Source organism: Sphingopyxis sp. H050, from assembly GCF_001468265.1.
Taxonomy (GTDB): domain Bacteria; phylum Pseudomonadota; class Alphaproteobacteria; order Sphingomonadales; family Sphingomonadaceae; genus Sphingopyxis.
In genome coordinates, this window is sequence record NZ_LNRZ01000014.1 from 39,349 (window position 1) to 60,597 (window position 21,249).

Genomic DNA, 21,249 nt, shown 5'->3' on the forward strand with positions numbered 1-21,249 from the left:
TCATGGCGCGCAGCGAAGCGCGCCGCACACAGAATTTCGGGAGAATTACAATGGCAGCTACACAAACCCTCGACATTTCGCCCGTTGGCCGGGTGGAGGGCGACCTTGATGTCCGCGTCGACATCGAGAACGGGATCGTCACCAATGCATGGACGCAAGCGGAAATGTTCCGCGGCTTCGAAGTCATCCTCAAGAACAAGGATCCACAGGCCGGGCTTGTCGTTACGCCTCGTGCTTGCGGCATCTGCGGTGCCTCGCACCTGTCCTGTGCTGCCTGGGCACTCGATTCCGCCTGGGGTACCACCGTTCCGCGTAACGCGATCCTTGCCCGCAATCTCGGGCAAATCGTCGAAACACTCCAGTCAATCCCGCGACATCACTATGGTCTGTTCATGATCGACTACACCAACCAGAACTATGCGAAGTCCAAGTTCTACGAAGAAGCGGTGAAGCGCTATGCGCCCTTCACAGGGACCTCCTATGAAGCGGGTGTGACCATTTCGGGCCGCCCGGTAGAAATCTATGCCCTGCTTGGCGGGCAGTGGCCGCATTCTTCCTTCATGGTTCCTGGCGGCGTGATGTGCGCCCCGACCCTGACCGACGTGACCCGCGCCTGGTCGATCCTGGAGCACTTCCGCCGCAACTGGATCGAACCGTTGTTCCTTGGTTGCTCGATGGAGCGCTATGAGGAAATCACCACGTACGATCAACTGATGGCGTGGCTTGATGAGCGGCCGGAACACGCGAATTCCGATCTCGGCATGTTTATCCGCATGTCGCTCGACATCGGACTGGAGAAATATGGCACTGGCCACGGCAAGTTCATCTCGTGGGGCTATCTCCCGCATGAAGACCGTTACAACAACCCCACGATTGAAGGCCGCAACAGCGCCGTGATCATGAAATCGGGGACGTTCGACGGTGCCAGCGGCGCGTTCAAGCTGATGGATCAGGGCAATGTCCGCGAGGACATGCAGCGCGCGTGGTACAACGAAGGGGACGATATCCACCCATTCGACCGGACGACGATGCCAATCGCGAAAAACGACATCGATACTGATGGCAAATACAGCTGGTCGACTGCCGTTCGCCACGCCGAACATGGTCGTCTTGAGGCCGGCCCGCTCGCGCGGCAGCTGATCGCTGGTGGCGATCATGGCGAGGCCTGGCAACACAGTGATGGACTGGTGCTCGACATGTATCGCAAGCTTGGCGGCGCTTCGACCTACCTGCGCCACTTCGCCCGCCTGCATGAGCTGTGCAAGCTATACCGCGAAGCCGAACGCATCCTGCGCGAGTTCCGTCTCAACGATGAATGGTACATCAAGCCTACTGAGCGCGATGGCCAGGGATGGGGCGCGACCGAGGCTGCGCGTGGCGCCTTGTGCCACTGGATCGACGTGCGCGATGGCAAGATCCACAATTACCAGATCATCGCTCCGACCACATGGAATGTCGGCCCGCGTGCGAGCAATGGCGAGTTGGGACCGATCGAGGAGGCACTCATCGGCACCCCGATTACAAATACTGCCGATCCGGTTGAAGTCGGACATGTCTGCCGTTCCTACGACAGCTGCCTGGTTTGTACGGTCCACGCACACGATGCGAAAACGGGCGAGGAACTGGCGCGCTTCCGCACAGCTTGATATCGGGCCGCCGGGTGGGAGGACGCTGTGAGGTGTCTCCCACCCGAGGCTGCGAATAGAATAACAACCCGTTGGGAGAATGCGCCGGAATGACTGGCGACAACACCGAATTGCAGCGCCAGCGCGAATGGCTCCTGTCCCGGTATGGCGTGGTGCCTTCAGAGGCCGATCATGCGACACTTCTGCGCATGATCGAGGATTATCTCAACGAAGGGCTGGAAACGCAGGTTGAGCCATTTCCCGAAACCGACCGCGAGTTTTCAGGCATTCTTGACGAGTTAAGGGCGCTCGACCCGGATGATCTAAGGGCCAAGCTCGACATTTCCGGCTGGTTGCTTCGCCCGTACGGGGCAGACGAGATGCGCTGTCAGGAATGCATGTATTATCTGGTCCACAGGCGCTGGTGTGACCTGCCGGAGCTAAGCTTGCCCGCCGAGCCCGAATGGTGGTGTCGCCTCTGGCGCATTTGAAGGAGTTGCGCATGGCCACTGATGCAGACGAAACCCTACGGCGGGAGATCGCGGGTCTTCTGGCTGGCGGCCTTGAAACCGAAGTCTTCCCCAGAGCCGAAGACTCCGCGCAGGTCAACGCGATCGTGTCCCGCCTGCAATCGGAAGGCAAGGACCTTGCTTCCAAACTTGTGATTGCCGGGTTTACAGATCACACCATCACGGCTGATGAACTGGAACAGCCCTGCGAAACCTGCATGTATTACCTTATCAAGCGCCGTTTCTGTGATCTGCCTGAACTTATGCTGCCGGTTGAACCCGAGTGGTCGTGCCGCCTGTGGCGAATTTAGACGCACCTGCCACTGCGATCATTGGCTGCGGCAATATCAATCGCGGTGATGACGGGGCTGGTCCGGCCGTCATCGCCCGGCTTGCTGCTGAAGATTTGCCGTCTGATGTAGCGCTGCTGGATGCCGGCACTGATGGGATGGCAGTGATGTACCGTGCGCGCGGGGCGCAGCAGCTTATCGTGATCGATGCAAGGGAGCCCGAAGGCAAGCCGGGGGCTATCTACGAGGTTCCCGGCGATGTGCTGGCGGCAGAACCGGTCCATGGCGTGGGTCTTCACGCGTTCCGTTGGGACAACGCCCTGTTTGTGGGACGCAAGATCTTTGGCGATGACTTCCCTTCTGATGTGCAAGTCTATCTGATCGAAGCGCAGACGCTGGACTATGCCACCGAGCTTTCCGGGCCGGTAGTTGCAGCGGTCGAGAAGGTGGCGGCCAAGATCGCGGCGCGGCTCGTCATCGCCCCCGAGGCTTAAGTCATGGAGCAGACCATCTCGGTCGCGCGCGGGACGATCCGGTTTCCCGCAGGCCTGGTCGCTACCTATTTCTCGGGCATCGATGCAGTTGCGGTGCTGATCGATGGCGCGACCTTGCGGATTTTGCCGGTGTTTCACGCGGCGGCCGGAGGAGCGCTGTTGAAACAACGCAATGCTCAGGGTGATCGGGTAGTTGGCGCTTTCGATGTGTTCGAGGCGCACGGCCTGGCCGACTTCGAGGCGCAGGACGTCCCCGTAAGGTGGTCAAGCGGAGATGCGGCGCTTCTTGCGGACCTCCCCGTAACTGATAACTAAGTTTACATAACGAAAAACTGGTAGACAATTTACCCGGCGCTCGTTTTAAGGGCTGCAGGCCCGAATCCGATCAAGGGGAGGCCGGGGAGAGTCGGGATGGTTGCGCTCAGTCGCACAGAGGATCAGCTGGCGGCCGCCTTGAAGGTGGTGGAGGAAAGTGACGCTTCGGTTATCGAGAAAGCCGAAATGCTCATGGAAATTGCCATGGGTCTGCAACAGCGGCCGAAGGAAGCCGACGACCTGCTGGCAGCCATCGAACTCTATGAACAGGCAATCCATCAGTGCGGAGACCAGGATGCACTGCTGACTGCCCGGATTCGTGCGCGAATGGCCACGGCGCTCATGGCAATTCCTTCCGAAATTGCCGCACCGATCGAACAGGCTCGTGACTTGCTGAAACAGGCAACACCGGTCCTGGCGGAGGGAGGCAGCGGCGAAGAGGTGGCTGAAGCGGAAATGAACCTTGGCCTCGCCCTGCAGACTCTTGCAGGCGCAGGCATGGCACGAATTACAGATGCAATATCCGCCTATCAGCGATCGCTGCGGACGTTCAACAAGCTGCGTCATCCACGCGAATATGCCATTCTGAACAACAATCTGGCGACCGCCTTCCTCTCCGTTCCGATTACGAGCGAAAGCGGCAAGATCAGCGAAGCGCTGGCGGTGCAATCATTTGAAGAAGGACTTTCGGCGGTCAATCTGATCGATCAGCCGATGGAATATGCAATGCTGCAGAACAATCTGGGCAATGCGCTGCAATATGCATCATCGAGCCACCGGGTCGAGAACGGTTTCCGTGCGCTGGAGGCCTATGACGAGGCGTTGAAGGTGCGCCAGCGGGACAACACTCCGCTTGAATATGCCAACACCATAGCGAACAAGGCCAATTGCCTTTGCAACCTCCCTGACGATCCGGAAGACGGAGAAGCAGGCAATCCACGCAACATCGCGCAGGCGATCAAGCTGCTGCGCGAAGCGCGCGAAATATTTGCCGCTTCCGGAGCGCAGGACCGGGCCGAGAGCGCGGCGCAAACGATCATCGAACTTGAAATGGCAGTGCGCGGCGAACCCTCGCGCGCCAACGGCGGATTTTAGAGAACAATGGAGGTGAATTTGCTCGTAATTTTACTGCTGGCCCTAGTGGCCGGAATAGCAGGGGCTCTTGTCGGCGGCGCGCTCTCGGGCCTGAAGATTGGCGGGGCTGCGCTGGGCAAGCAACTGGCAGCCCAACTGGGCGGGCTATACGGCCTGCTCGCCGGAGTTCCCGGTGTAGTCATGGGACTCGCCGTGCTGTTTTTCATGCAATCGGCCTGAGGGAGACTACCATGTTTGATATGGTTTTCAGTTCAACCAAGTTGTTTTTTCAGGGCAAGCTGTTCCAGGATACGGCCCTCGCCATCCGTCTACTTGTGACCGGGGCTGCCGCAGCTACCGTTGCAACTGTATTGGTTGGCATGGTTGCACCACTATGGGGAGCGGCGATTGCCGGGGGCCTGGTGGGCGGCTTGCTTCAGCCTTACCTCTACCGGAACATCAAGTACGCCTGATCCGATGTCAGAGGCGGATCCCCAGCGGCCCGAGCCAACGCTTTCCCGCCTGCTGGGGGATCTGACCGCGCTGGAAGCGCTGGCAGAGAACTGGGAAGAAGGTGCACGCAATGGTGCGCAGGCACGGGCAGCGGCGCTTGACGCGCTCAATGCCGAAGCCTTCCGTCGCCTGATCCGGTCGCTGCGTGAGCTGCCCGGCGCAGCCGAGGCTTTGCGTCAGGCGGCGGCGGACGAGGTGGTCTATTGCGTGCTCCGCCGCCATGGCATCCTCAAGGCCAGCCTGTTCGAGCGGGTCGATGCCGCGCTTGCCACGGTGCGCCCGACGCTGGCCGGCCATGGCGGCGATGCCGAACTGGTCGAAGTATCTGGCGACAAGGCAGTGGTCCGTTTTCTGGGGGCCTGTGATGGATGTCCCGCTTCGGCGCTGACTTTCTATGCCGGGGTAAAGAAAGCGATCACTGAGCAAGTGCCCGAAATCCGCGAAGTCAAACAGGCCAAGGGGCTGGGTGGCGGCGGCGGTGACACGGTGCATTTCACCTCTCCCTTCGCCGCGCATGAGCATGAAGGCTGGCTCCACGCGCTGCAACTGACTGAATTGCCCGACGGGACGACTTCTGTCCTGGAGCTGGAAGGGCGTTCGCTGCTTCTTTCGCGCTTCGGGGACAAGGTTACCTGTTTCGAGAACGCCTGTGCGCATCTTGGCATGCCGATGGACCAGGCGGAAATTACCGATGGCTTCATCACCTGTCCGCACCATGGTTTCCGTTATGCGCTCGAAAGCGGTGAATGCCTGACGGCACCGGAAGTGCAATTGCAACCTCATGCCGTACGCGTCCGAGGGGACGCCATCGAACTGAGGCTGACGCGATGAAAGTATCGCTCGCGCCCTCCTTCCGTCCGGTCAAAGCCGAAGGGACGCAAATCGCGGGGGCACCGCTGCTGGAAGAAGGCGGGCCGCGCGTTGTGCTCGGGTGGTCGCCCGGCGACATTGCAACGCCGCTGTCTCCCGCCGCTGCAAGCCTGTTCGGGCCGCGCGGTGTCTGCCTGCATCCTGATGGAACATTGTGGGTCGCGGATACCGGGCATCATCGGCTGCTGGGATGGCGAAAAATTCCACAATCGGACAATGAGCCTGCCGACATTCTGATCGGCCAGCCGAGTTTCTCACGCGAAGGCCGCAACGCCAAGGGGCCTCCCGGTCCTGCTACGCTCAATGTGCCAACTGGCCTGTGCTCATGGCGCGGCGGATTAGCCGTGGCTGATGCCTGGAACCACCGCGTGCTGATCTGGCGCGAAGTGCCAACAGGCAATGGCCAGCCAGCCGATCTGGTGCTGGGTCAGGAGGATAGTGAATCCGTTCTGGCCAATCGCGGCGCTGACCGTCCAACCTCGGCCAGCCTGCACTGGCCCTATGGCGTGGCCGAAGTGGCCGGCAGACTGGTCGTATGCGACAGCGGCAACCGCCGCCTGCTGGTTTGGAGCGATCCTTCAGAAACCGGCCAGCCAGCCGATCTGGTGCTGGGCCAGCACGACTTCTCTACGCGCGACGAGAACGCGGGCGGCGAAGTCACGGCGATGTCGATGCGGTGGCCGCATGGAGCCTGCTGGTGGAATGGCCATCTCGCGCTGGCAGATAGCGGCAACAATCGTGTAATGCTGTGGCGCGGATTTCCAGAGCACAATGGCGCGCCTTGCGACGCAATCCTGGGACAGCGGGACGCCGCGCATTGCGATCACAATATGTCCTCCTACTATCCCAGCGCGGCCAGTGTGAACATGCCCTATGCGACGGTTGAAGCCGGTGGCCAGCTGATTGTGGCCGATACCGCGAACTCGCGTCTGCTCGGCTGGGCAGACAGCGCCACCGGCATTGCGGCGAACCGGCTTTGTGGTCAGCCGGACTTCGCCAGCAAAGGCGACAATCGCTGGGGCATGCCCGAACGAGACAGCCTGTGCTGGCCCTATGGCCTGTCAGCGCTGGGTGATCTGGTGGCGGTTGCCGATAGCGGCAACAATCGCGTCCTTTTGTGGAATCTGGCGCGGTGACCGGCGAACGCCTTCTGGTACGCGGCCAGGTGCAGGGCGTAGGCTTCCGGCCCACTGTATGGCGGGTTGCACGCGAGCTTGAGCTAACCGGTGATGTGCGCAACACCAGCAGCGGGGTTGAAATTCGCCTTTGGGGCGAAGCGGTGTCGCGCTTTGAAAGCGAACTGCGCGCGGCTCTGCCTGCATTGGCGCGGATTGATGCGATAGAACGCGTGGCAATTGATGCTGTGCGGCCCGAGAGCTTCGTTATCGGTGCATCGGAAGGTGATGGCATGCGCGGGGCTGTAACGCCCGATGCGGCAATCTGCTCCGCCTGCCTTGAAGAAGTGCGCGACCCTTTCGAGCGTCGCTATCGCTACCCCTTTACCAATTGTACCGAATGCGGGCCGCGTTTCTCGATTATCGAGACCGGCCCCTATGATCGTGCCCGCACGACCATGAGGGGTTTCGCGATGTGCCCGGAATGCGGAGAGCAATATTCCGATCCGACAGACCGGCGCTTCCATGCCCAACCTATCGCGTGCCATGTTTGCGGACCACGCGCATGGATCGAGCGCCTTGGCCCCGGTACTGTTAATCACGAAGCCTTTTCGATGATGGACGACGTGGATGCCGCAGGCGGCATGCTGATGAACGGGCATATCGTCGCCATCAAGGGGCTTGGCGGCTTTCATCTCGCCTGTGATGCCACCCGCGCGGAGGTGGTGGCCGATCTGCGTATGCGCAAACGGCGCAGGGGCAAGGCCTTTGCCCTGATGGCGCGCGATCTGGACGTTATCTGCCGTTATGCCGAATTCTCGGAACAGGAAGCCGAACTGCTGGCATCGCCTGAAGCGCCGATCGTGTTGCTGCGCGCATCGGGGGAACCGCTGCCCGAAGCGGTTGCGCCGGGGCTGGACCGTATCGGCTTCATGCTGCCGCACACCCCGCTACATCACCTGCTGTTGCGGCGGATGAAGCGCCCGGTGGTGATGACTTCAGGCAATCTCTCAGGCCGCCCGCAATGCACGACTAACGAGCAGGCCCGCGCCGAACTGGAAGGCATTGCCGAATTCGCGCTGATGCACGACCGGCACATTGCCAACCGGATCGACGACAGCGTTGCGCGGGTCGATCTGGGCCGGGTCCGGCTGCTGCGCCGCGCACGCGGCTATGCCCCCAGAGCTATCGACCTGCCCACCGGCTTTCCGCGTGACATTTCAATACTGGCCATGGGCGCGGAGCTCAAGAACAGCTTCTGTCTGGTGCGCGATGGCGAAGCTGTGCTGAGCCAGCACATGGGCGATCTGGAAGATGCGGCCACCGAAGATGATGTGCGCCGCAACCTCGATCTTTATACCCAGCTCTACGACCATCAGCCAGCGGCAATCGCGGTGGACGCGCATCCTGAATATCTTTCGACCAAGCATGGGCGCGAAATCGCGGATGGACGACCGGTGATCGCGGTACAGCATCACCACGCCCATATCGCCGCCTGTCTGGCAGAAAACGGCCGCTCGCTCGATGCCGCCCCTGTACTGGGAATCGCGCTTGACGGTCTGGGTCTGGGTGATGACGGCACGATCTGGGGCGGTGAGTTCCTGATCTGCGATTATCGCGGATACCGTCGTGCCGGGATGCTCAAGCCGGTCGCACTACCGGGTGGGACTGCGGCGATCCGCGAACCCTGGCGCAATGCCTATGCCCATTTGATGGCGCAGATGGGCTGGGCCGAATTCGCGATGAATTTCGCTGACCTGCCATTGTTTGCCCGCCTTTCCGCCATGCCGCGATCCACGATCGATGCGATGATCGCCAGCGGCACCAATAGCCCACTTTCTTCCTCATGCGGGCGGTTGTTCGATGCCGCTGCGGCGATCTGCGGTCTCGCCTGGGATCGGCAGGAATATGAAGGGCAGGCAGCCATGTTGCTGGAAGCAGCAATCGATCCGGCGGCGCTGAATGAGCCGGACGATCTGGCCTATCCTTTTTCCATTCCGTTGCTGGGCGGGCGTGGGCTTCCCTATGTTGAACCGCTCGCCGTGTGGCGGGCGATGCTGGGTGACCTGCTGCTGAATACGCCTGTTGGGGTGATGTCCGCGCGGTTCCATCGCGGCCTCGCACGGTCTGTTGTGGCCATGGCGCAGCGCCTGACCGCAGACGATGGCCCTGATACTGTGGCCCTGTCTGGCGGCTGTTTCCAGAACGCCACGCTGTTCCGCCTGGTCCATGAAGGATTGGAACAACTGGGGCTCAACGTCCTCAGCCACTCGAGAGTGCCCGCCAATGATGGCGGTCTGGCTTTGGGGCAGGCCGCTGTGGCCATGGCCCATTTGCACGAAGCGACCGCGGAAACCGAAAATGGGAGAGAAGTATGTGCTTAGGTATTCCGGGACAGATCGTGGAGATCACCGATGCCGGGCGCAAGCTGGGCGTGGCCAATGTCTCGGGCGTGCGGCGCCCGGTCAACCTCGCCTGCGTTATTGGCGAAGGCAGTGTCGAAGACCTGATCGGCACATGGGTGCTGATCCATGTCGGATTTGCCATGAGCAAGATTGACGAGGATCAGGCGGCCGAAACACTGCGCATCCTGACCGAGCTGGGAGAGGCGCAGCAGGAACTTGCAGCCATGCGCGACGGCGATCGCGCGTTGGGAGACGCGCAGTGGTGACCACTGGCCCTGCCTTGAATGCGCTTTATCCGCATATGCGCAGACGTGGCGAACAGCTCCGTGCCTCGGCGCAAAGCCTGCGCCATTCGGTTGAGAGCAAGGCTCGGGACCACACTGAGGTGTTCGGCAAGTTTTTTGCAGAACAGGCAGACGAGCTGGTCGCCGCCGCGACCACGCTGGCCGCAAGCTATCGCCAGGGCGGGCGCCTGCTGGCCATGGGCAATGGCGGATCGAGCTGTGATGCCGCGCATGTCGCGGTGGAGTTTCTCCATCCAGTGACCGCCGGAAGGCCGGCGCTGGGTGCGATCAACCTCGCGGCCGATGTCGCGATGCTGACGGCAGTCGGTAATGATGTCGGACAGGACCATGTGTTCGTGCGTCCGCTGATTGCCCACGGGCGGCACGGTGATTGCCTGATCGGCTTTTCGACCAGCGGCAATTCCGCAAACCTCATCCGGGCTTTTGCCAAGGCACGGGAGATGGGCATTGCCACGATCGGCCTGGCGGGTGGTGACGGGGGCGAGATGGCCCGCGCCGGACTGGATCATCTGCTGGTGGTCCCAACAGGCTCGATCCACCGGGTGCAGGAATGCCACCTCGCGGCCTATCACATCCTCTGGGACCTGACCCACACGCTGCTAGCCAATGACCGGGCCGCACCGCTGGAGGCAGGCGCATGAAGTATGTCGACGAATTCCGCGATCCGGTTCGCGCCGGTGTCCTGCTCAAGGAAATCGAGGCCCTGACTGCACAGATCATGGCCGGGCGCGATCGCCCAGTCGTCATCATGGAAGTGTGCGGCGGCCACACGCATTCGATCTTCCGATACGGCATCGAGAAGATGCTTCCGCCGGAAATCGAGTTTGCCCATGGGCCGGGCTGTCCGGTTTGCGTGTTGCCGATGGGCCGGGTCGATGATTGCGTGGAACTGGCTATGAAGCCGGAGGTGATCTTCACTACGTTTGGCGATGCCATGCGCGTGCCGGGATCGCGGCTCAGCCTGCTAGGCGCAAAGGCCGAAGGGGCCGATGTGCGGATGGTCTATTCACCACTCGATGCCCTCGCGCTGGCCCGTGCGAACCCGGACCGCGAAGTGGTTTTCTTCGGCCTCGGCTTCGAGACGACGATGCCCTCCACAGCCCTGACAATCCTGCAGGCCCAGGCAGAAGGGATCGGCAATTTCTCGCTGTTCTGCAACCACATCACCATCATCCCCACGATCAAGGCGATCCTCGATTCACCCGATATGGGGATCGATGGCTTTCTCGGGCCGGGCCATGTCTCGATGGTCATCGGCACTGATCCCTATGACTTCATCGCACGCGACTATCACCGTCCGCTGGTGGTCGCCGGCTTCGAACCGCTCGACGTATTGCATTCGGTTTGGATGGTGCTTCGGCAAATGGCCGAAGGCCGGGCGGAGATCGAAAACCAGTATGCCCGGATTGTGCCACGCTATGGCAATGAAGCTTCGCTGGCTGCGGTTACGGAAGTATTCGAACTGCGGGAATTCTTCGAATGGCGCGGGCTGGGCTCGATCGACCATTCTGGCGTCCAGATTCGCGAGGCCTATGCGGCCTGGGATGCTGAGCGAAAATTTGCCGTTGCATCGCCTAGCATTCCGGATCCCAAGGCTTGCCAGTGCGGCGAAGTGCTGAAAGGCGCGATCAAGCCATGGCAGTGCAAGCTGTTCGGTCGGTCGTGCACACCGGAAACACCGATGGGTGCCCTGATGGTTTCGTCTGAAGGAGCATGTGCCGCCTATTATCAGTATGGCGGGATCGATGCGGTGCCGGAGCCAGCGCAATGAACGCTGTAACTCCCACTGGCAACGGACGGCTGCGAGCGGAGCGGGTCACGCTGGCGCATGGCGGTGGCGGCAAGGCCATGCGGGATCTGATCGAGGATGTGTTTACCTCGGTTTTCGAACCCGACGGGTTGGAAGACCAGGCGCGGTTGAGCCACGAAATGTTGGCCGTGGAGGGTGCCCGGCTGGCCTTCACCACGGACAGTTTCGTAGTGCAGCCGCTCGAGTTCCCCGGTGGCGATATCGGCAAGATTGCGGTTTGCGGCACAGTTAACGACCTTACCGTCGGCGGCGCGCAACCGCTGTGGCTGTCGGCGGCCTTTATCATTGAGGAAGGCACCGAAGTCGCCTTGCTACGCCGCGTGGCAGCGGCCATGCGTAGGGCGGCCGACCAGGCCGGTGTGCGGATCGTGACCGGCGATACCAAGGTGGTTGAGCGCGGTGCCGCCGATACGCTGTTCGTCACCACTTCCGGAGTGGGAGTCATCCCTGCGGGACGCGAACTTGCCGCGGAGAAAGTTCGCGCGGGCGATGTCGCGCTGGTCAACGGCGTACTGGGTGATCATGGCGCCGCCATTCTGGCCGCGCGCGGAGACATGGTTTTCGAGGCGGATATTCGTTCGGATTGCCGCCCGCTCAATCACCTGATGGAAGCGGTGATCGAAGCCGCACCGGGTGTGCGCTGTGCGCGGGATGCCACCAGAGGAGGCCTGGCCAGCGCACTCAACGAAATATCGCAAGCCTCGGCCATCGGGATCGAGATCGACGAGGCCAGATTGCCAATGAGGGCCGAGGTCAAGGGCGTGTGCGAACTGCTCGGGCTTGATCCACTCTATCTCGCCAATGAAGGGGCGCTGGTGCTGTTCGTTCCAGAGGAGCAGGCGGAAGCTGCGCTGGCAGCCATGCGCTCAACCGAGGCAGGGCGCGATGCAGCCATTATCGGGCGCGCGGCAGAGATGCGCAGCCCGCGCGTGGTCATGCATAGCCTGTTCGGCGGAAGCCGGATCGTCGACATGCTGGTCGGCGAGCAACTGCCGCGTATCTGCTGAGGGAGAAGACCTGCCATGCAACTCTCGTTGATCGCCCTGGGTTTCCTTGCCGGAATGGGCCATGCGCTCGAACCCGATCACCTCGCCGCAGTCGGTGCCATGGCCACGGGACGGAATTCGCGCCGGTCGATGGTGCTGCGGGGTGCTGCGTGGGGGCTAGGGCATACGCTCACCCTGCTCGCGATCTGTTCTGCAGTGATCCTGCTGGGCATGGCATTGACAGGCCGTACGGCAGCCCTTCTGGAGAGCGCCGTTGGCTTCATGCTGATTCTGCTGGGGGGCGATGTACTTTGGCGGATGCGCAAGGCACGGGTGCATTTCCATCTGCACGATCATTCCGATGGCGAACGTCATTTTCATGCTCACAGCCATCTTGGCGAACGGGCGCCCCATGATGCGAGCCGCCACGAACACTCTCACCCCCACAAATTTCCCTTGAAAGCGCTGGCTGTCGGGCTGGTGCATGGCGCGGCAGGATCGGCTGCCCTGCTTACCCTGGCAGTCGCTTCGGTTGGTGATCCTCTGCTGGCGGTTATCTATGTCCTGCTGTTCGGAGTTGGCTCAATTGCAGGAATGGCTGCGCTCAGCTTTGTCGCCTCCTGGCCGCTTGGCTATGCAGAGCGTGTTGCCTTGCGACTTCATCGAGCGCTGAATCTGTCGTTGGCTGTGCTGGCACTTGGCCTGGGATTGCACACGATCTACGCCAACCTGCCTGGCGTGTTGGGGGCGGCCTGATGCACGAGCTGTCTCTTGCCCGGAATATTGTCGCCATTGTTGGTGATCACGCGCAGGGTCGGCGGGTGTCGCGTGTTCGCCTGGCAGTCGGCCCCTATGCCTGCGTAGAGCGCGAGGCGATCCGATTTTCATTCGAGGTGGCGAGCGAAGGTACGCTGCTCGAGAAGGCTGCACTCGAATTTCTGGAAGGCGAGACCGACCAGTTCATCATCAAGGATTTCGATATGGAGGAAATGGCCTGATGTGCGGCACCTGCGGATGCACCGATCCTGACAACGAGATCGCGATGATCGACCCGGAAACCGGAAAGCGAGTGCTGCTTCGCGGCGGCGATGACCATTCCCACGATCATGACCACACCCACGATCACAATCATTCACACGATCATGATCATTCACACGGGCACCATCATCACCATCATCATGATCACGGGCATGACCATCACCACCACGGTGAACAAGCGGCGCGTGTATCGCTGGAAACCGCCGTGCTTGACCGGAATGATCGCCAGGCGGCTCGCAACCGGGGCTGGTTCGAAGGGCGCGGTGTTGTCGCGCTCAATCTCGTCAGTTCGCCTGGGGCTGGCAAGACGACCTTGCTCGAAACCACGATCCGGGCGCTGGAAGGAAGTCTGCCGATTGCCGTTATCGAAGGTGATCAACAGACGGCCAATGATGCCACGCGCATTCGCGAAGCGGGGGCCCGTGCAATCCAGATCAACACAGGGGCCGGCTGTCACCTCGAAGCCGATATGGTTGCCCGCGCTGTTGAAGAACTCGCACCGAAATCCGGCTCGTTGCTGCTGATCGAGAATGTCGGCAATCTTGTTTGTCCGGCGATGTTCGATCTGGGTGAGCGGATGAAGGTCGCCGTTATCTCCACCCCGGAGGGCGAGGACAAGCCACTCAAATATCCGCACATGTTCCGCGCAGCAGAGGTGGTGCTGATCAACAAGATCGACCTCGCCCCGCATGTTGGATTCGACGAGGCCGCATGCCGCTCAAACATCTCCTCAGTAAACCCCAATGCGCGCGTCTTGCTGGTTTCCGCCCGCACCGGTGAAGGGATGGACGCGTGGTACGATTTTCTGCGAGCAATGGCGTCAGCAGCCGCGGATGGCGGGTGCCTCATTTAGGCGGGACTGCCCACGGGACTAAGATCGTCATCTTGCCCTATCGAGGAATGGCGGCTTTCTTTAGTTTTAGAGCCCAGACCGGACGGTCCGAAACCGGCCCTGTTTCACCCATGATCCGCCGCGTGAATCTATGTCCGGTTTCAACGGTTGGTTCTGAGACCGGGAACGACGGCTCTGTTGGCGGCAGCAGCCTGCCAAACCCTAACCGCAGCTATTGCAATTGGCATCCCGGAACCGGATTTTCCGGACACAAGCCAAAAGCGGTCACATTAACATAGCTTTGAATTATATTGTGATAGACCCTCGAAAATTCCAGCCTTGGCGAAGGTTGAAATGTCCTCAAAGGCAAGAAGGCGATCATTCCTAACGTGGCGAACACGATTGGGCTGTATGGGGATGCTGGCTTTGATTGCCGGACTTACCGGCATCTGGGTTGTTGGTTCGGCAATGACTGGCGCGACCAACGCGTCGGTTGAACCTGCCCCCGCGCCCGCCACCGAAATCCGGTTGACGACATCGGATCAGGTCGAGATCGCTGCGAGTTACTGGAAGGCTGACGATTCCACCGCCCCGGCCATTCTCTTGTTGCACGGCAACGGCGGCAATCGGCGAGATATGCTCGATATGGCAACGTGGTTGGCAGGCGAAGGCTATTCCGTGCTGTCCATCGATATGCGCGGACATGGCCAATCCAGTCCACAAAGCAAAAGTTTCGGCTATCTTGAAGCCCGTGATGCCCATGCCGCACTCGCGTGGCTCAGGCAGCAGCACCCCGCGAGCAAGCTGGGGGCAATCGGTTTCTCTCTGGGCGGTGCGGCCAGCGTTCTTGGCGACAGAGGCCCTCTCGACGTCGACGCTCTTGTGATGATGTCGGTCTACCCTGACATTCGCACGGCCATTTTCAATCGCATCGAAGCCGCCGTCAGGACCCTGCCGGCAGTGGCAATCGAACCGATGCTGAGCTATCAGTCCATTCCACGCTATGGAGTTGGACCGGATAAATTGTCTCCCCTCGCAGCCATGAACAAGGTTCGCGTTCCGGTCATGGTGGTTGGGGGAGAGCTCGACGCATACACTCCTCCCGCTGAGATTGAAGCCATGTACCGGGCAGCACCGCCAGGAAGCGAGTGGTGGATACTGGAGGGCTTGGGACACGATGAAGTGGTTCGCGCTAATGACCCTGCGTTTCGTAAGAAGCTCGAGACCTATCTTGTTCGCAGTCTAGCACGATGAAGCGCGAGATGGTTGGGCTGGGTCCGCCCCTAGGGCGAAGGCACTGGGCATTGCGTAAGTCCTGATGACTCGTCCTCGCCGCGGGATGCACTGCATCACCTACGTACGGCCATGCCAATCGACGAGGTTGGCCCGGTGCGCGTAAGTCGGCTCTTGTCGAAAACCGACGTTTTGGCGATGCGGGGAGGAATAACGGCTTCGTCCCCAAGATCGGTTGTTGGTGCCGATGTTGTAGTTTGATGAACGAACGGAGGGTTTCAGGGGGCAGGTAATTGCCATTGAATGTCGGTTATGTTGGCGATGTCAGGCAGCTGTTGCGAGTTTCTCGACCTTTATATCCTGCTCGTGCTTGCGAGCCTGGGCCAGTTCATAGGTCGTCTGCATCCGCAACAGCGTGTCGGCCTTGATGCCAAAGGCCTTCTCAAACCGGATAGCCATATCGGCAGACAGGTTCGAATTGCCATTCAGCAAGGTGCTCAATGCCTGCCTCGATACACCAAAATGCTCGGCCAAAGCCGTCACGCTGACCTGCGCGGGCTCCACGATTTCCGTCTTCAGCCAGTCCCCCACGTGGACCGCGAGCGACGGGTGCATCTTAAGCGCCATGATAATCCTCCAGATCCATATCGATCAGCGCGCCTTCGTCATTCAAACCGAAGGTCATCCGCCAGTTTCTCGTAACCGTCATCGACCAGATCCCCTTCCGATCGCCTGTCAGCTCATGCAATCCGAAGTTCGGAGGCACCGACAGCTCCTCGAAGCTTTCCGCAGCGTCGATGAAGGCGAGCATCTTGCGCAGTCGCCCCGCATCTCCAACCAGGCCTTTGGCGTTACCCGTCTCGAAGAAGCGGCGCAGGCCCTTGTGCCTGATGCTCTCTATTTCCATCATGCGGGCTTAGCCCGGTGCCGCAGGACTGTCAAGTGTCGCGCGACACATGTCAAAGGTGAGAGGCGATGGGTCTATACTCGCGCTGGCCATTCCGGCCATCGGAGAACCATCATGGGACATTCAGACCTCGACCCCGCTATTCATGATCGGAGCCCCTGGAACGCTGGGGAAAAAGTTGGTCCGAACATGCCTGTCTTGTCGACGAGTGATGTTCCCGCTGGTCAACGCATAGAGCAAGGCTGCACTTTCACATCTCCATCTCGAAGTCGTCGCCGATGTCGGGCTCCTCGCGTTCCACCTCATTCTCCCGCTGGGGCTCACGTTCCTTTTCAGGAGCGGGAAATTCCCTCGCCATCGCCTTTTCGAACAGTTCGGCCGGGCTTGGCGCATCGCGGACCGGGTTCTCCAGCAACTCGCCTGTTTTAGGGTCGAACGCCTCCCCGTCAGCGTCACTCAGTTCGGGCGCGAGATCCATCGCGTGCGGGACACTGCCGCGGTGGCCCTCGATGCTGTCTCGAAGCGCGGCCTTGTCGTCGGTCACAAGAGTAAGCTCCTCTCGCGCCCGCGTCTCCAGAACATAGTGGAGGCTTTCGCTGTTGAGGAGCCGGTCACCGCTCGACATCACCGCGATAGCGCGATCGACCGTGATCCCCTGAGCACGGTGCATGTTGAGCACCGCCGCATGACCAATGTGCTCCCGCGCCGGATCGTCCGGGCCAAGAGCATATTGCCGCTCGCCATTCGCCAGGTGAAGCGTCTCTCCTTCGATCGCAGTCACCACTGCCCGCGTCCCGTTGACGACACCGAGATCCTTGTCGGGCGTGGTGAACATCAGCCGGTCCCCTTCGCTCACCTCCGTCCGCCCGGGTACAGCCAGGCTGACACCTGAGCCAGATGGAGGAAGCCCGCGCGGATCGAGCCAATATTCTTCGCCTCCCGACGTCAGCTGCACAAGATTGTCTTCAGGCGAGACGATGCCGATCTTGTACGAACCGCGATTGAGGCCCGCCTGATCCCGATACACCTCCAGCCTCATGCCTTCGGCCCAACTGCGGATGTTGCGCAATTCCTCCCGCGTGAGGTTCAGCCGGTCCAGCGTTTCGATGGAAAGCACCTGCGAGCCGAGTTCGCCGCGCGCTAGCAAGCCGTCGCGGACATGGTCGAGCACGGCTTCCCGCAGCACATGCCCCGATGTCAGCAACGCCGTCCGGTCCCGTTCATGTGGCGACAGGGACAGGTACAAGGCGGCCGCCGCTGCAGCCGGGTCTGCCCGTTCGATAACGCGCTCGCCCAGCACATCGAAGGTCTTGCCGAGATCCCCTTTCCGCGCATGTTCTACTGCTTCGCGTAGCGCAGGATCGAGCTGACGGCGATTTTCGGTCAAGGTCTCGGTCGGCACGCCGTGCTGTTGCATCAGGCTGAATGCGCGTCCTGCCTGGACCGGGTCGATCTGCCTTTCGTCCCCTACAAAGGCAAGCTTCAGCGCGCCTGCCTTGTCGGCCAGCTCGATCAACAGTGCTGCCTCGCGGGTCGAGACCATGGACGCCTCCTCGACGATGACGAGGCGGTCCTCAAAAAGCGCCCTTCCCCGCTCGCCTGGCGACATGCGCCCCGCCCTGTCGGCATGCGCGACCAGCACCGAGGCAAGCGTATGCGCATCGAGGCCGCTTTCGCGCATTTCGGCGACGAGCGAGGCCTGCGACGTAAGGAACAAGGGCGCGCGACCAACTTGTGCCGTGATCGCGGCCGCAAAGCTGAACAGGGTCGACTTGCCGGTACCTGCATCGCCCTGAATGACCTGAATAGCATTATTACCGGATACCAGAGCCAGGATCGCGCCCTTCTGCTCGTCACTAAGCGCGAAACCGCGCTGCTGTTCCAGTGCGACAATCGCCTCTGTTGCCATGGTCCTATCGAGAAGCGCCACGCCGTTTCCAGCTCCTTCTCGAGCTGCCCGGATGATTGTTTGTTCGGTCTTGAGGAGATCTCGGGTGGTCAGCCGGTCGGCATGCTCGGTACCGGAACGGCCCCCAATCAGCACGCCTTCCCCAACCAGCGTATCGACCCGCCTTTCGATCTCACGAACGGTAGCCCCTTTTTCCGCGAACCCGAGCGCCGCCTTGAGGACATCCATCCGCTCAAAACTGGCCGACCGCTCGGCCAGATGCCGCACTCCAGCAGCTGTCGAGTAGGCAGCAGCCAGGTTGGCTCCAGTCCGTTGCCCGGAAGCGCCGACCATCAACGGTTCGGGCCGGGGTCCTAAGGCGCGGGTGATGCGCTCGATAAGCGCCTCACCCCATTCGCGCACGGCTGCGAGGATGGAGCGAGGTTGCGTCCGTTCCATGGCCTCCTTGATGACATCGGCAATCTCTGCACGAAACGGACCCTCCTTCTCCGCCCACTTCTGTCGGGCTGCATCACCAGAGCCGTGTTGCTTGGCATCGCGGGTGCGAACAGCGATGGCCTCCATCGCCTTCGGCGAGGTTACGCCGAGTTCGTCCGCCTTTGCCTGGATGTGGGCCCTGCGTTCGCTGAATGCCTCAATGGCCGCGCGCGAAATGCCGGCAATTTCGAACGATCCGTGCTTGCCTGTGATGCGCGTTTCGTATCCCAGTTGCGCCAGATTTGCCCTCAACTGGGCGTGATAAGCCGCCCCGATCACCGGTGCGTGCTGCCACAGTTTCACATTGTGCAATGCCCGCCATTCACCGTCCGCGCGCTGCGTCATATTGGCGACTGCGACGTGACTGTGCAGCTGCGGATCAAGGCTGCGGCTGAGGTCATGGTGGAAGCTTGCATGGACAAGATTGCCAGTCGCAATCTGCTCCGCGCCGCCCCTTCCCGCGCGGGCGAGAGCGAATCGTTCCTCCGCCCAGTTCATGGTGTCGCGAACCGCGTTTCGATGCGCCTCAATGACGCGCTCGTCGCCGCCGACAAGTGCTACAAGGGAAACCGATTTCGGCGCGCTGAAAGTGAGATCGGTACCCATGTTGCGCGCCCCGTCGGCTCCGCGTGCAAGCACATCGCCATTGGGCAAGATGCCGTCCACGACCCGCGCGAATGTCCCTGCCTCGACGGCACCCGCAAGACCAAGCGTGCCAGCGCCTTTGCCGCCCCATTCGGAGGGGCCTTCGTCCTGCGTATAGTAGTTATCCTGGGCGTAATATTCGGCGCTGGAGATCGCGGCGGGTGAGACGGTCATTGCGCTGAATTCGCCGCGCTTATTGCGGCCGGATCATAGGTCAGCCGGCAGCTCGCAGGCTCGCTGGCGCGCGCCAGACGGTCGACACATGCGCTGAAGTTCCGAGTGAATTCTTCGCTCGATCCTAACAGGATTCTGGTCTGCAAAAGCGGGCGCCGAACGACCTCGTATTCAGAAGACAACTTGATCCCGGCGGGCAGCGCCGAGCTTTCGCCCACCAGTCGCGTCGCGACCCAGCGCGAAGGCGCGGTATCCGCAAACAGGAATGCCAAGGCAGCAAGGGTCAAAAAGCAGCCCAACGCACCCGCTCCAACCATCCAGCGGTCGCGCAATTTGCCGCGTTGCAATTGACCGATCGCTGCCCGCGTAACACGATGCTCCGCGCCCTGATCGACGGCGCTTTCAAGCTTGGAAAAACGCGCATTCTGACGTGTCTCGAAGTCAGCGATCAGCTGCTTCAGAAGGTCGCGCAAATGGGCCGTGCCGCCAGTATTCGTGATCGTGGTTTTGAGGCCGTCGAACTCCTTCTTGAGCTGCCTCGGAATCGCCTGCGCGGTGGTGTTCAGCAGATGATTGAACTGACCGATGAAGCGGTCGAGCTCGCCGAAAAAATTATCGATCCGGTCGAGCGTGCGATCAGCCTTCAATCCCACCGCCCGCTCCGCGCGTCCGATGTTGGTTTTCAGCTCTTTTCGGACCGCCGCTTCGATCCATTCGGAAGCCGAAATTCCGCGCATTTTTGCCGCGCGCTCGATGTCATTTCGCAGGTCAGCGGACAGCCTTGGCCGGAAGTCGATTGTGCTCATTTGCCGGTCCTCGATTTGGCTTCGACAAGCATGCGTTCGGCCAGTTCGAACGACGCCTTCTGGACGTCGTGAAGCGACGTGCTTTTTGCCACCTTGGCGTCACCTCAAGGTTTGTGCGCCAGACAACGATTTGCCGGACATTGTGGGAACATAGGCGTCAGGCGGCGACGCGGAGATACTGGTATAGGGTTTCACGGCTGATCCCCAGGTCGCGGGCGATTGTGGCCTTACGCTCGCCGGCGGCAATGCGGCGGAGCAGCTCGGCGACCTTATCGTCAGAGAGGGACCGTTTCCGTCCGCGATAAGCGCCGCGTTGCCTGGCAAGCGCAATTCCTTCGCGCTGCCGTTCCCGGATCAAGGCACGCTCAAATTCGGCGAACGCGCCCATGACCGAAAGCATCAGATTGGCCATGGGGGAATCCTCGCCGGAAAAGGCAAGGCTCTCCTTCATGAACTCGATGCGGATGTCTCTCTTCGTGAGAGACTGGACCAGCTTGCGCAGATCGTCGAGATTGCGCGCCAGTCGATCCATGCTGTGCACCACGACGGTATCGCCCTCGCGGGCGAAGGCGAGCATGGCGTCGAGCTGGGGCCGATTGACGTCCTTGCCCGATGCTTTGTCGGTAAAGATCCGGTCGAGCGACTGACCTTCCAACTGGCGATCGACATTCTGATCGAATGTGCTCACCCGGACGTAACCGATCCTCTGGCCTTTCATCGCCGCCTCCGGTCAATTTGTCAGGTTGAAATCTATGACACCGCGCAACAGACGTCAACAAATGCGTTCACCAACTCTAATCTGACAGAATTGGAAGCACCGCCCTGACGTCCGGTTAGGCTATACTCCAAGCTGACATCACAAAATCAAATCCCTCAAAGATGGCGTCAATTGCCTTGATGGGGTAAAAACTGGAGTG

General features: G+C 60.9%; 24 protein-coding genes. 19 read left to right on the plus strand and 5 right to left on the minus strand.

What is annotated here, in order from left to right:
• Positions 1 to 2: 2 nt before the first annotated feature.
• The 19 genes from ATE67_RS19960 (at position 3) to ATE67_RS20050 (ending at position 15,435) form a co-directional block, all read left to right on the plus strand.
• On the plus strand, positions 3 to 1,646 hold the full coding sequence (locus ATE67_RS19960; RefSeq protein WP_007015744.1) for a nickel-dependent hydrogenase large subunit: 1,644 nt from the start codon (positions 3 to 5) through the stop codon (positions 1,644 to 1,646).
• Positions 1,647 to 1,735: 89 nt separating this feature from the next.
• On the plus strand, positions 1,736 to 2,116 hold the full coding sequence (locus tag ATE67_RS19965; protein ID WP_007015745.1) for a hypothetical protein: 381 nt from the start codon (positions 1,736 to 1,738) through the stop codon (positions 2,114 to 2,116).
• 11 nt (positions 2,117 to 2,127) lie between these two features.
• Entirely contained in the window at positions 2,128 to 2,445 is a 318-nt protein-coding gene (locus ATE67_RS19970) for a hypothetical protein (RefSeq protein ID WP_039330882.1), read from the plus strand.
• A complete protein-coding gene (locus ATE67_RS19975; protein ID WP_007015747.1) occupies positions 2,433 to 2,918 on the plus strand; it encodes a hydrogenase maturation protease in 486 nt (161 codons plus the stop codon). Before ATE67_RS19970 ends, ATE67_RS19975 begins: the two co-directional genes overlap by 13 nt.
• Before the next feature lie 3 nt (positions 2,919 to 2,921).
• Positions 2,922 to 3,233: a hypothetical protein gene (locus ATE67_RS19980; protein ID WP_007015748.1), complete on the plus strand. Its 312-nt coding sequence runs from the start codon at positions 2,922 to 2,924 to the stop codon at positions 3,231 to 3,233.
• A gap of 96 nt (positions 3,234 to 3,329) precedes the next feature.
• Positions 3,330 to 4,328 carry a hypothetical protein gene (locus tag ATE67_RS19985; protein ID WP_007015749.1) on the plus strand — a complete coding sequence of 333 codons (999 nt, stop codon included), beginning with the start codon at positions 3,330 to 3,332 and terminating at the stop codon, positions 4,326 to 4,328.
• Between the two features lie 6 nt (positions 4,329 to 4,334).
• Positions 4,335 to 4,547 (plus strand): hypothetical protein, encoded by a 213-nt coding sequence (locus ATE67_RS19990; protein ID WP_011536531.1) that lies wholly within the window; start codon positions 4,335 to 4,337, stop codon positions 4,545 to 4,547.
• Between the two features lie 11 nt (positions 4,548 to 4,558).
• On the plus strand, positions 4,559 to 4,780 hold the full coding sequence (locus ATE67_RS19995) for a hypothetical protein (RefSeq protein ID WP_007015751.1): 222 nt from the start codon (positions 4,559 to 4,561) through the stop codon (positions 4,778 to 4,780).
• Between the two features lie 4 nt (positions 4,781 to 4,784).
• On the plus strand, positions 4,785 to 5,651 hold the full coding sequence (locus ATE67_RS20000; protein ID WP_007015752.1) for a NifU family protein: 867 nt from the start codon (positions 4,785 to 4,787) through the stop codon (positions 5,649 to 5,651).
• Positions 5,648 to 6,826 carry a hypothetical protein gene (locus ATE67_RS20005; RefSeq protein WP_007015753.1) on the plus strand — a complete coding sequence of 393 codons (1,179 nt, stop codon included), beginning with the start codon at positions 5,648 to 5,650 and terminating at the stop codon, positions 6,824 to 6,826. The genes ATE67_RS20000 and ATE67_RS20005 overlap by 4 nt, the downstream gene beginning before the upstream one ends.
• On the plus strand, positions 6,823 to 9,189 hold the full coding sequence (hypF, locus tag ATE67_RS20010) for a carbamoyltransferase HypF (protein WP_230960710.1): 2,367 nt from the start codon (positions 6,823 to 6,825) through the stop codon (positions 9,187 to 9,189). The genes ATE67_RS20005 and hypF overlap by 4 nt, the downstream gene beginning before the upstream one ends.
• 17 nt (positions 9,190 to 9,206) lie before the next feature.
• Positions 9,207 to 9,476, plus strand: coding sequence for a HypC/HybG/HupF family hydrogenase formation chaperone (locus ATE67_RS20015; protein WP_007015755.1), 270 nt, complete (start codon positions 9,207 to 9,209; stop codon positions 9,474 to 9,476).
• On the plus strand, positions 9,470 to 10,156 hold the full coding sequence (locus ATE67_RS20020) for a D-sedoheptulose-7-phosphate isomerase (RefSeq protein ID WP_085997523.1): 687 nt from the start codon (positions 9,470 to 9,472) through the stop codon (positions 10,154 to 10,156). The genes ATE67_RS20015 and ATE67_RS20020 overlap by 7 nt, the downstream gene beginning before the upstream one ends.
• Positions 10,153 to 11,286 carry a hydrogenase formation protein HypD gene (gene hypD / locus ATE67_RS20025; RefSeq protein WP_007015757.1) on the plus strand — a complete coding sequence of 378 codons (1,134 nt, stop codon included), beginning with the start codon at positions 10,153 to 10,155 and terminating at the stop codon, positions 11,284 to 11,286. Before ATE67_RS20020 ends, hypD begins: the two co-directional genes overlap by 4 nt.
• Positions 11,283 to 12,332, plus strand: coding sequence for a hydrogenase expression/formation protein HypE (gene hypE / locus ATE67_RS20030; RefSeq protein WP_007015758.1), 1,050 nt, complete (start codon positions 11,283 to 11,285; stop codon positions 12,330 to 12,332). Before hypD ends, hypE begins: the two co-directional genes overlap by 4 nt.
• Before the next feature lie 15 nt (positions 12,333 to 12,347).
• Positions 12,348 to 13,067: a HoxN/HupN/NixA family nickel/cobalt transporter gene (locus ATE67_RS20035; protein ID WP_007015759.1), complete on the plus strand. Its 720-nt coding sequence runs from the start codon at positions 12,348 to 12,350 to the stop codon at positions 13,065 to 13,067.
• A complete protein-coding gene (locus tag ATE67_RS20040; protein WP_011536540.1) occupies positions 13,067 to 13,309 on the plus strand; it encodes a hydrogenase maturation nickel metallochaperone HypA/HybF in 243 nt (80 codons plus the stop codon). The genes ATE67_RS20035 and ATE67_RS20040 overlap by 1 nt, the downstream gene beginning before the upstream one ends.
• A complete protein-coding gene (gene hypB / locus ATE67_RS20045) occupies positions 13,309 to 14,202 on the plus strand; it encodes a hydrogenase nickel incorporation protein HypB (RefSeq protein WP_007015761.1) in 894 nt (297 codons plus the stop codon). Before ATE67_RS20040 ends, hypB begins: the two co-directional genes overlap by 1 nt.
• 396 nt (positions 14,203 to 14,598) lie before the next feature.
• Complete coding sequence (locus ATE67_RS20050; protein WP_160328031.1) at positions 14,599 to 15,435, plus strand: alpha/beta hydrolase; 837 nt, start codon at positions 14,599 to 14,601, stop codon at positions 15,433 to 15,435.
• A 303-nt stretch (positions 15,436 to 15,738) separates the two neighbouring features.
• Here ATE67_RS20050 and ATE67_RS20055 read toward each other — a convergent pair whose 3' ends face one another.
• The 5 genes from ATE67_RS20055 to ATE67_RS20075 all read right to left on the minus strand — a co-directional run bounded on the left by ATE67_RS20055 (position 15,739) and on the right by ATE67_RS20075 (position 21,050).
• Positions 15,739 to 16,041, minus strand: coding sequence for a HigA family addiction module antitoxin (locus ATE67_RS20055; RefSeq protein ID WP_039330864.1), 303 nt, complete (start codon positions 16,039 to 16,041; stop codon positions 15,739 to 15,741).
• Entirely contained in the window at positions 16,031 to 16,321 is a 291-nt protein-coding gene (locus ATE67_RS20060) for a type II toxin-antitoxin system RelE/ParE family toxin (protein WP_039858854.1), read from the minus strand. The genes ATE67_RS20055 and ATE67_RS20060 overlap by 11 nt, the downstream gene beginning before the upstream one ends.
• 250 nt (positions 16,322 to 16,571) lie before the next feature.
• Complete coding sequence (gene mobF / locus ATE67_RS20065; RefSeq protein ID WP_058803347.1) at positions 16,572 to 19,526, minus strand: MobF family relaxase; 2,955 nt, start codon at positions 19,524 to 19,526, stop codon at positions 16,572 to 16,574.
• Complete coding sequence (locus ATE67_RS20070; protein ID WP_058803346.1) at positions 19,523 to 20,332, minus strand: hypothetical protein; 810 nt, start codon at positions 20,330 to 20,332, stop codon at positions 19,523 to 19,525. The genes mobF and ATE67_RS20070 overlap by 4 nt, the downstream gene beginning before the upstream one ends.
• Before the next feature lie 157 nt (positions 20,333 to 20,489).
• Positions 20,490 to 21,050 carry a recombinase family protein gene (locus ATE67_RS20075; RefSeq protein ID WP_058803345.1) on the minus strand — a complete coding sequence of 187 codons (561 nt, stop codon included), beginning with the start codon at positions 21,048 to 21,050 and terminating at the stop codon, positions 20,490 to 20,492.
• Between the last annotated feature and the right edge of the window lie 199 nt (positions 21,051 to 21,249).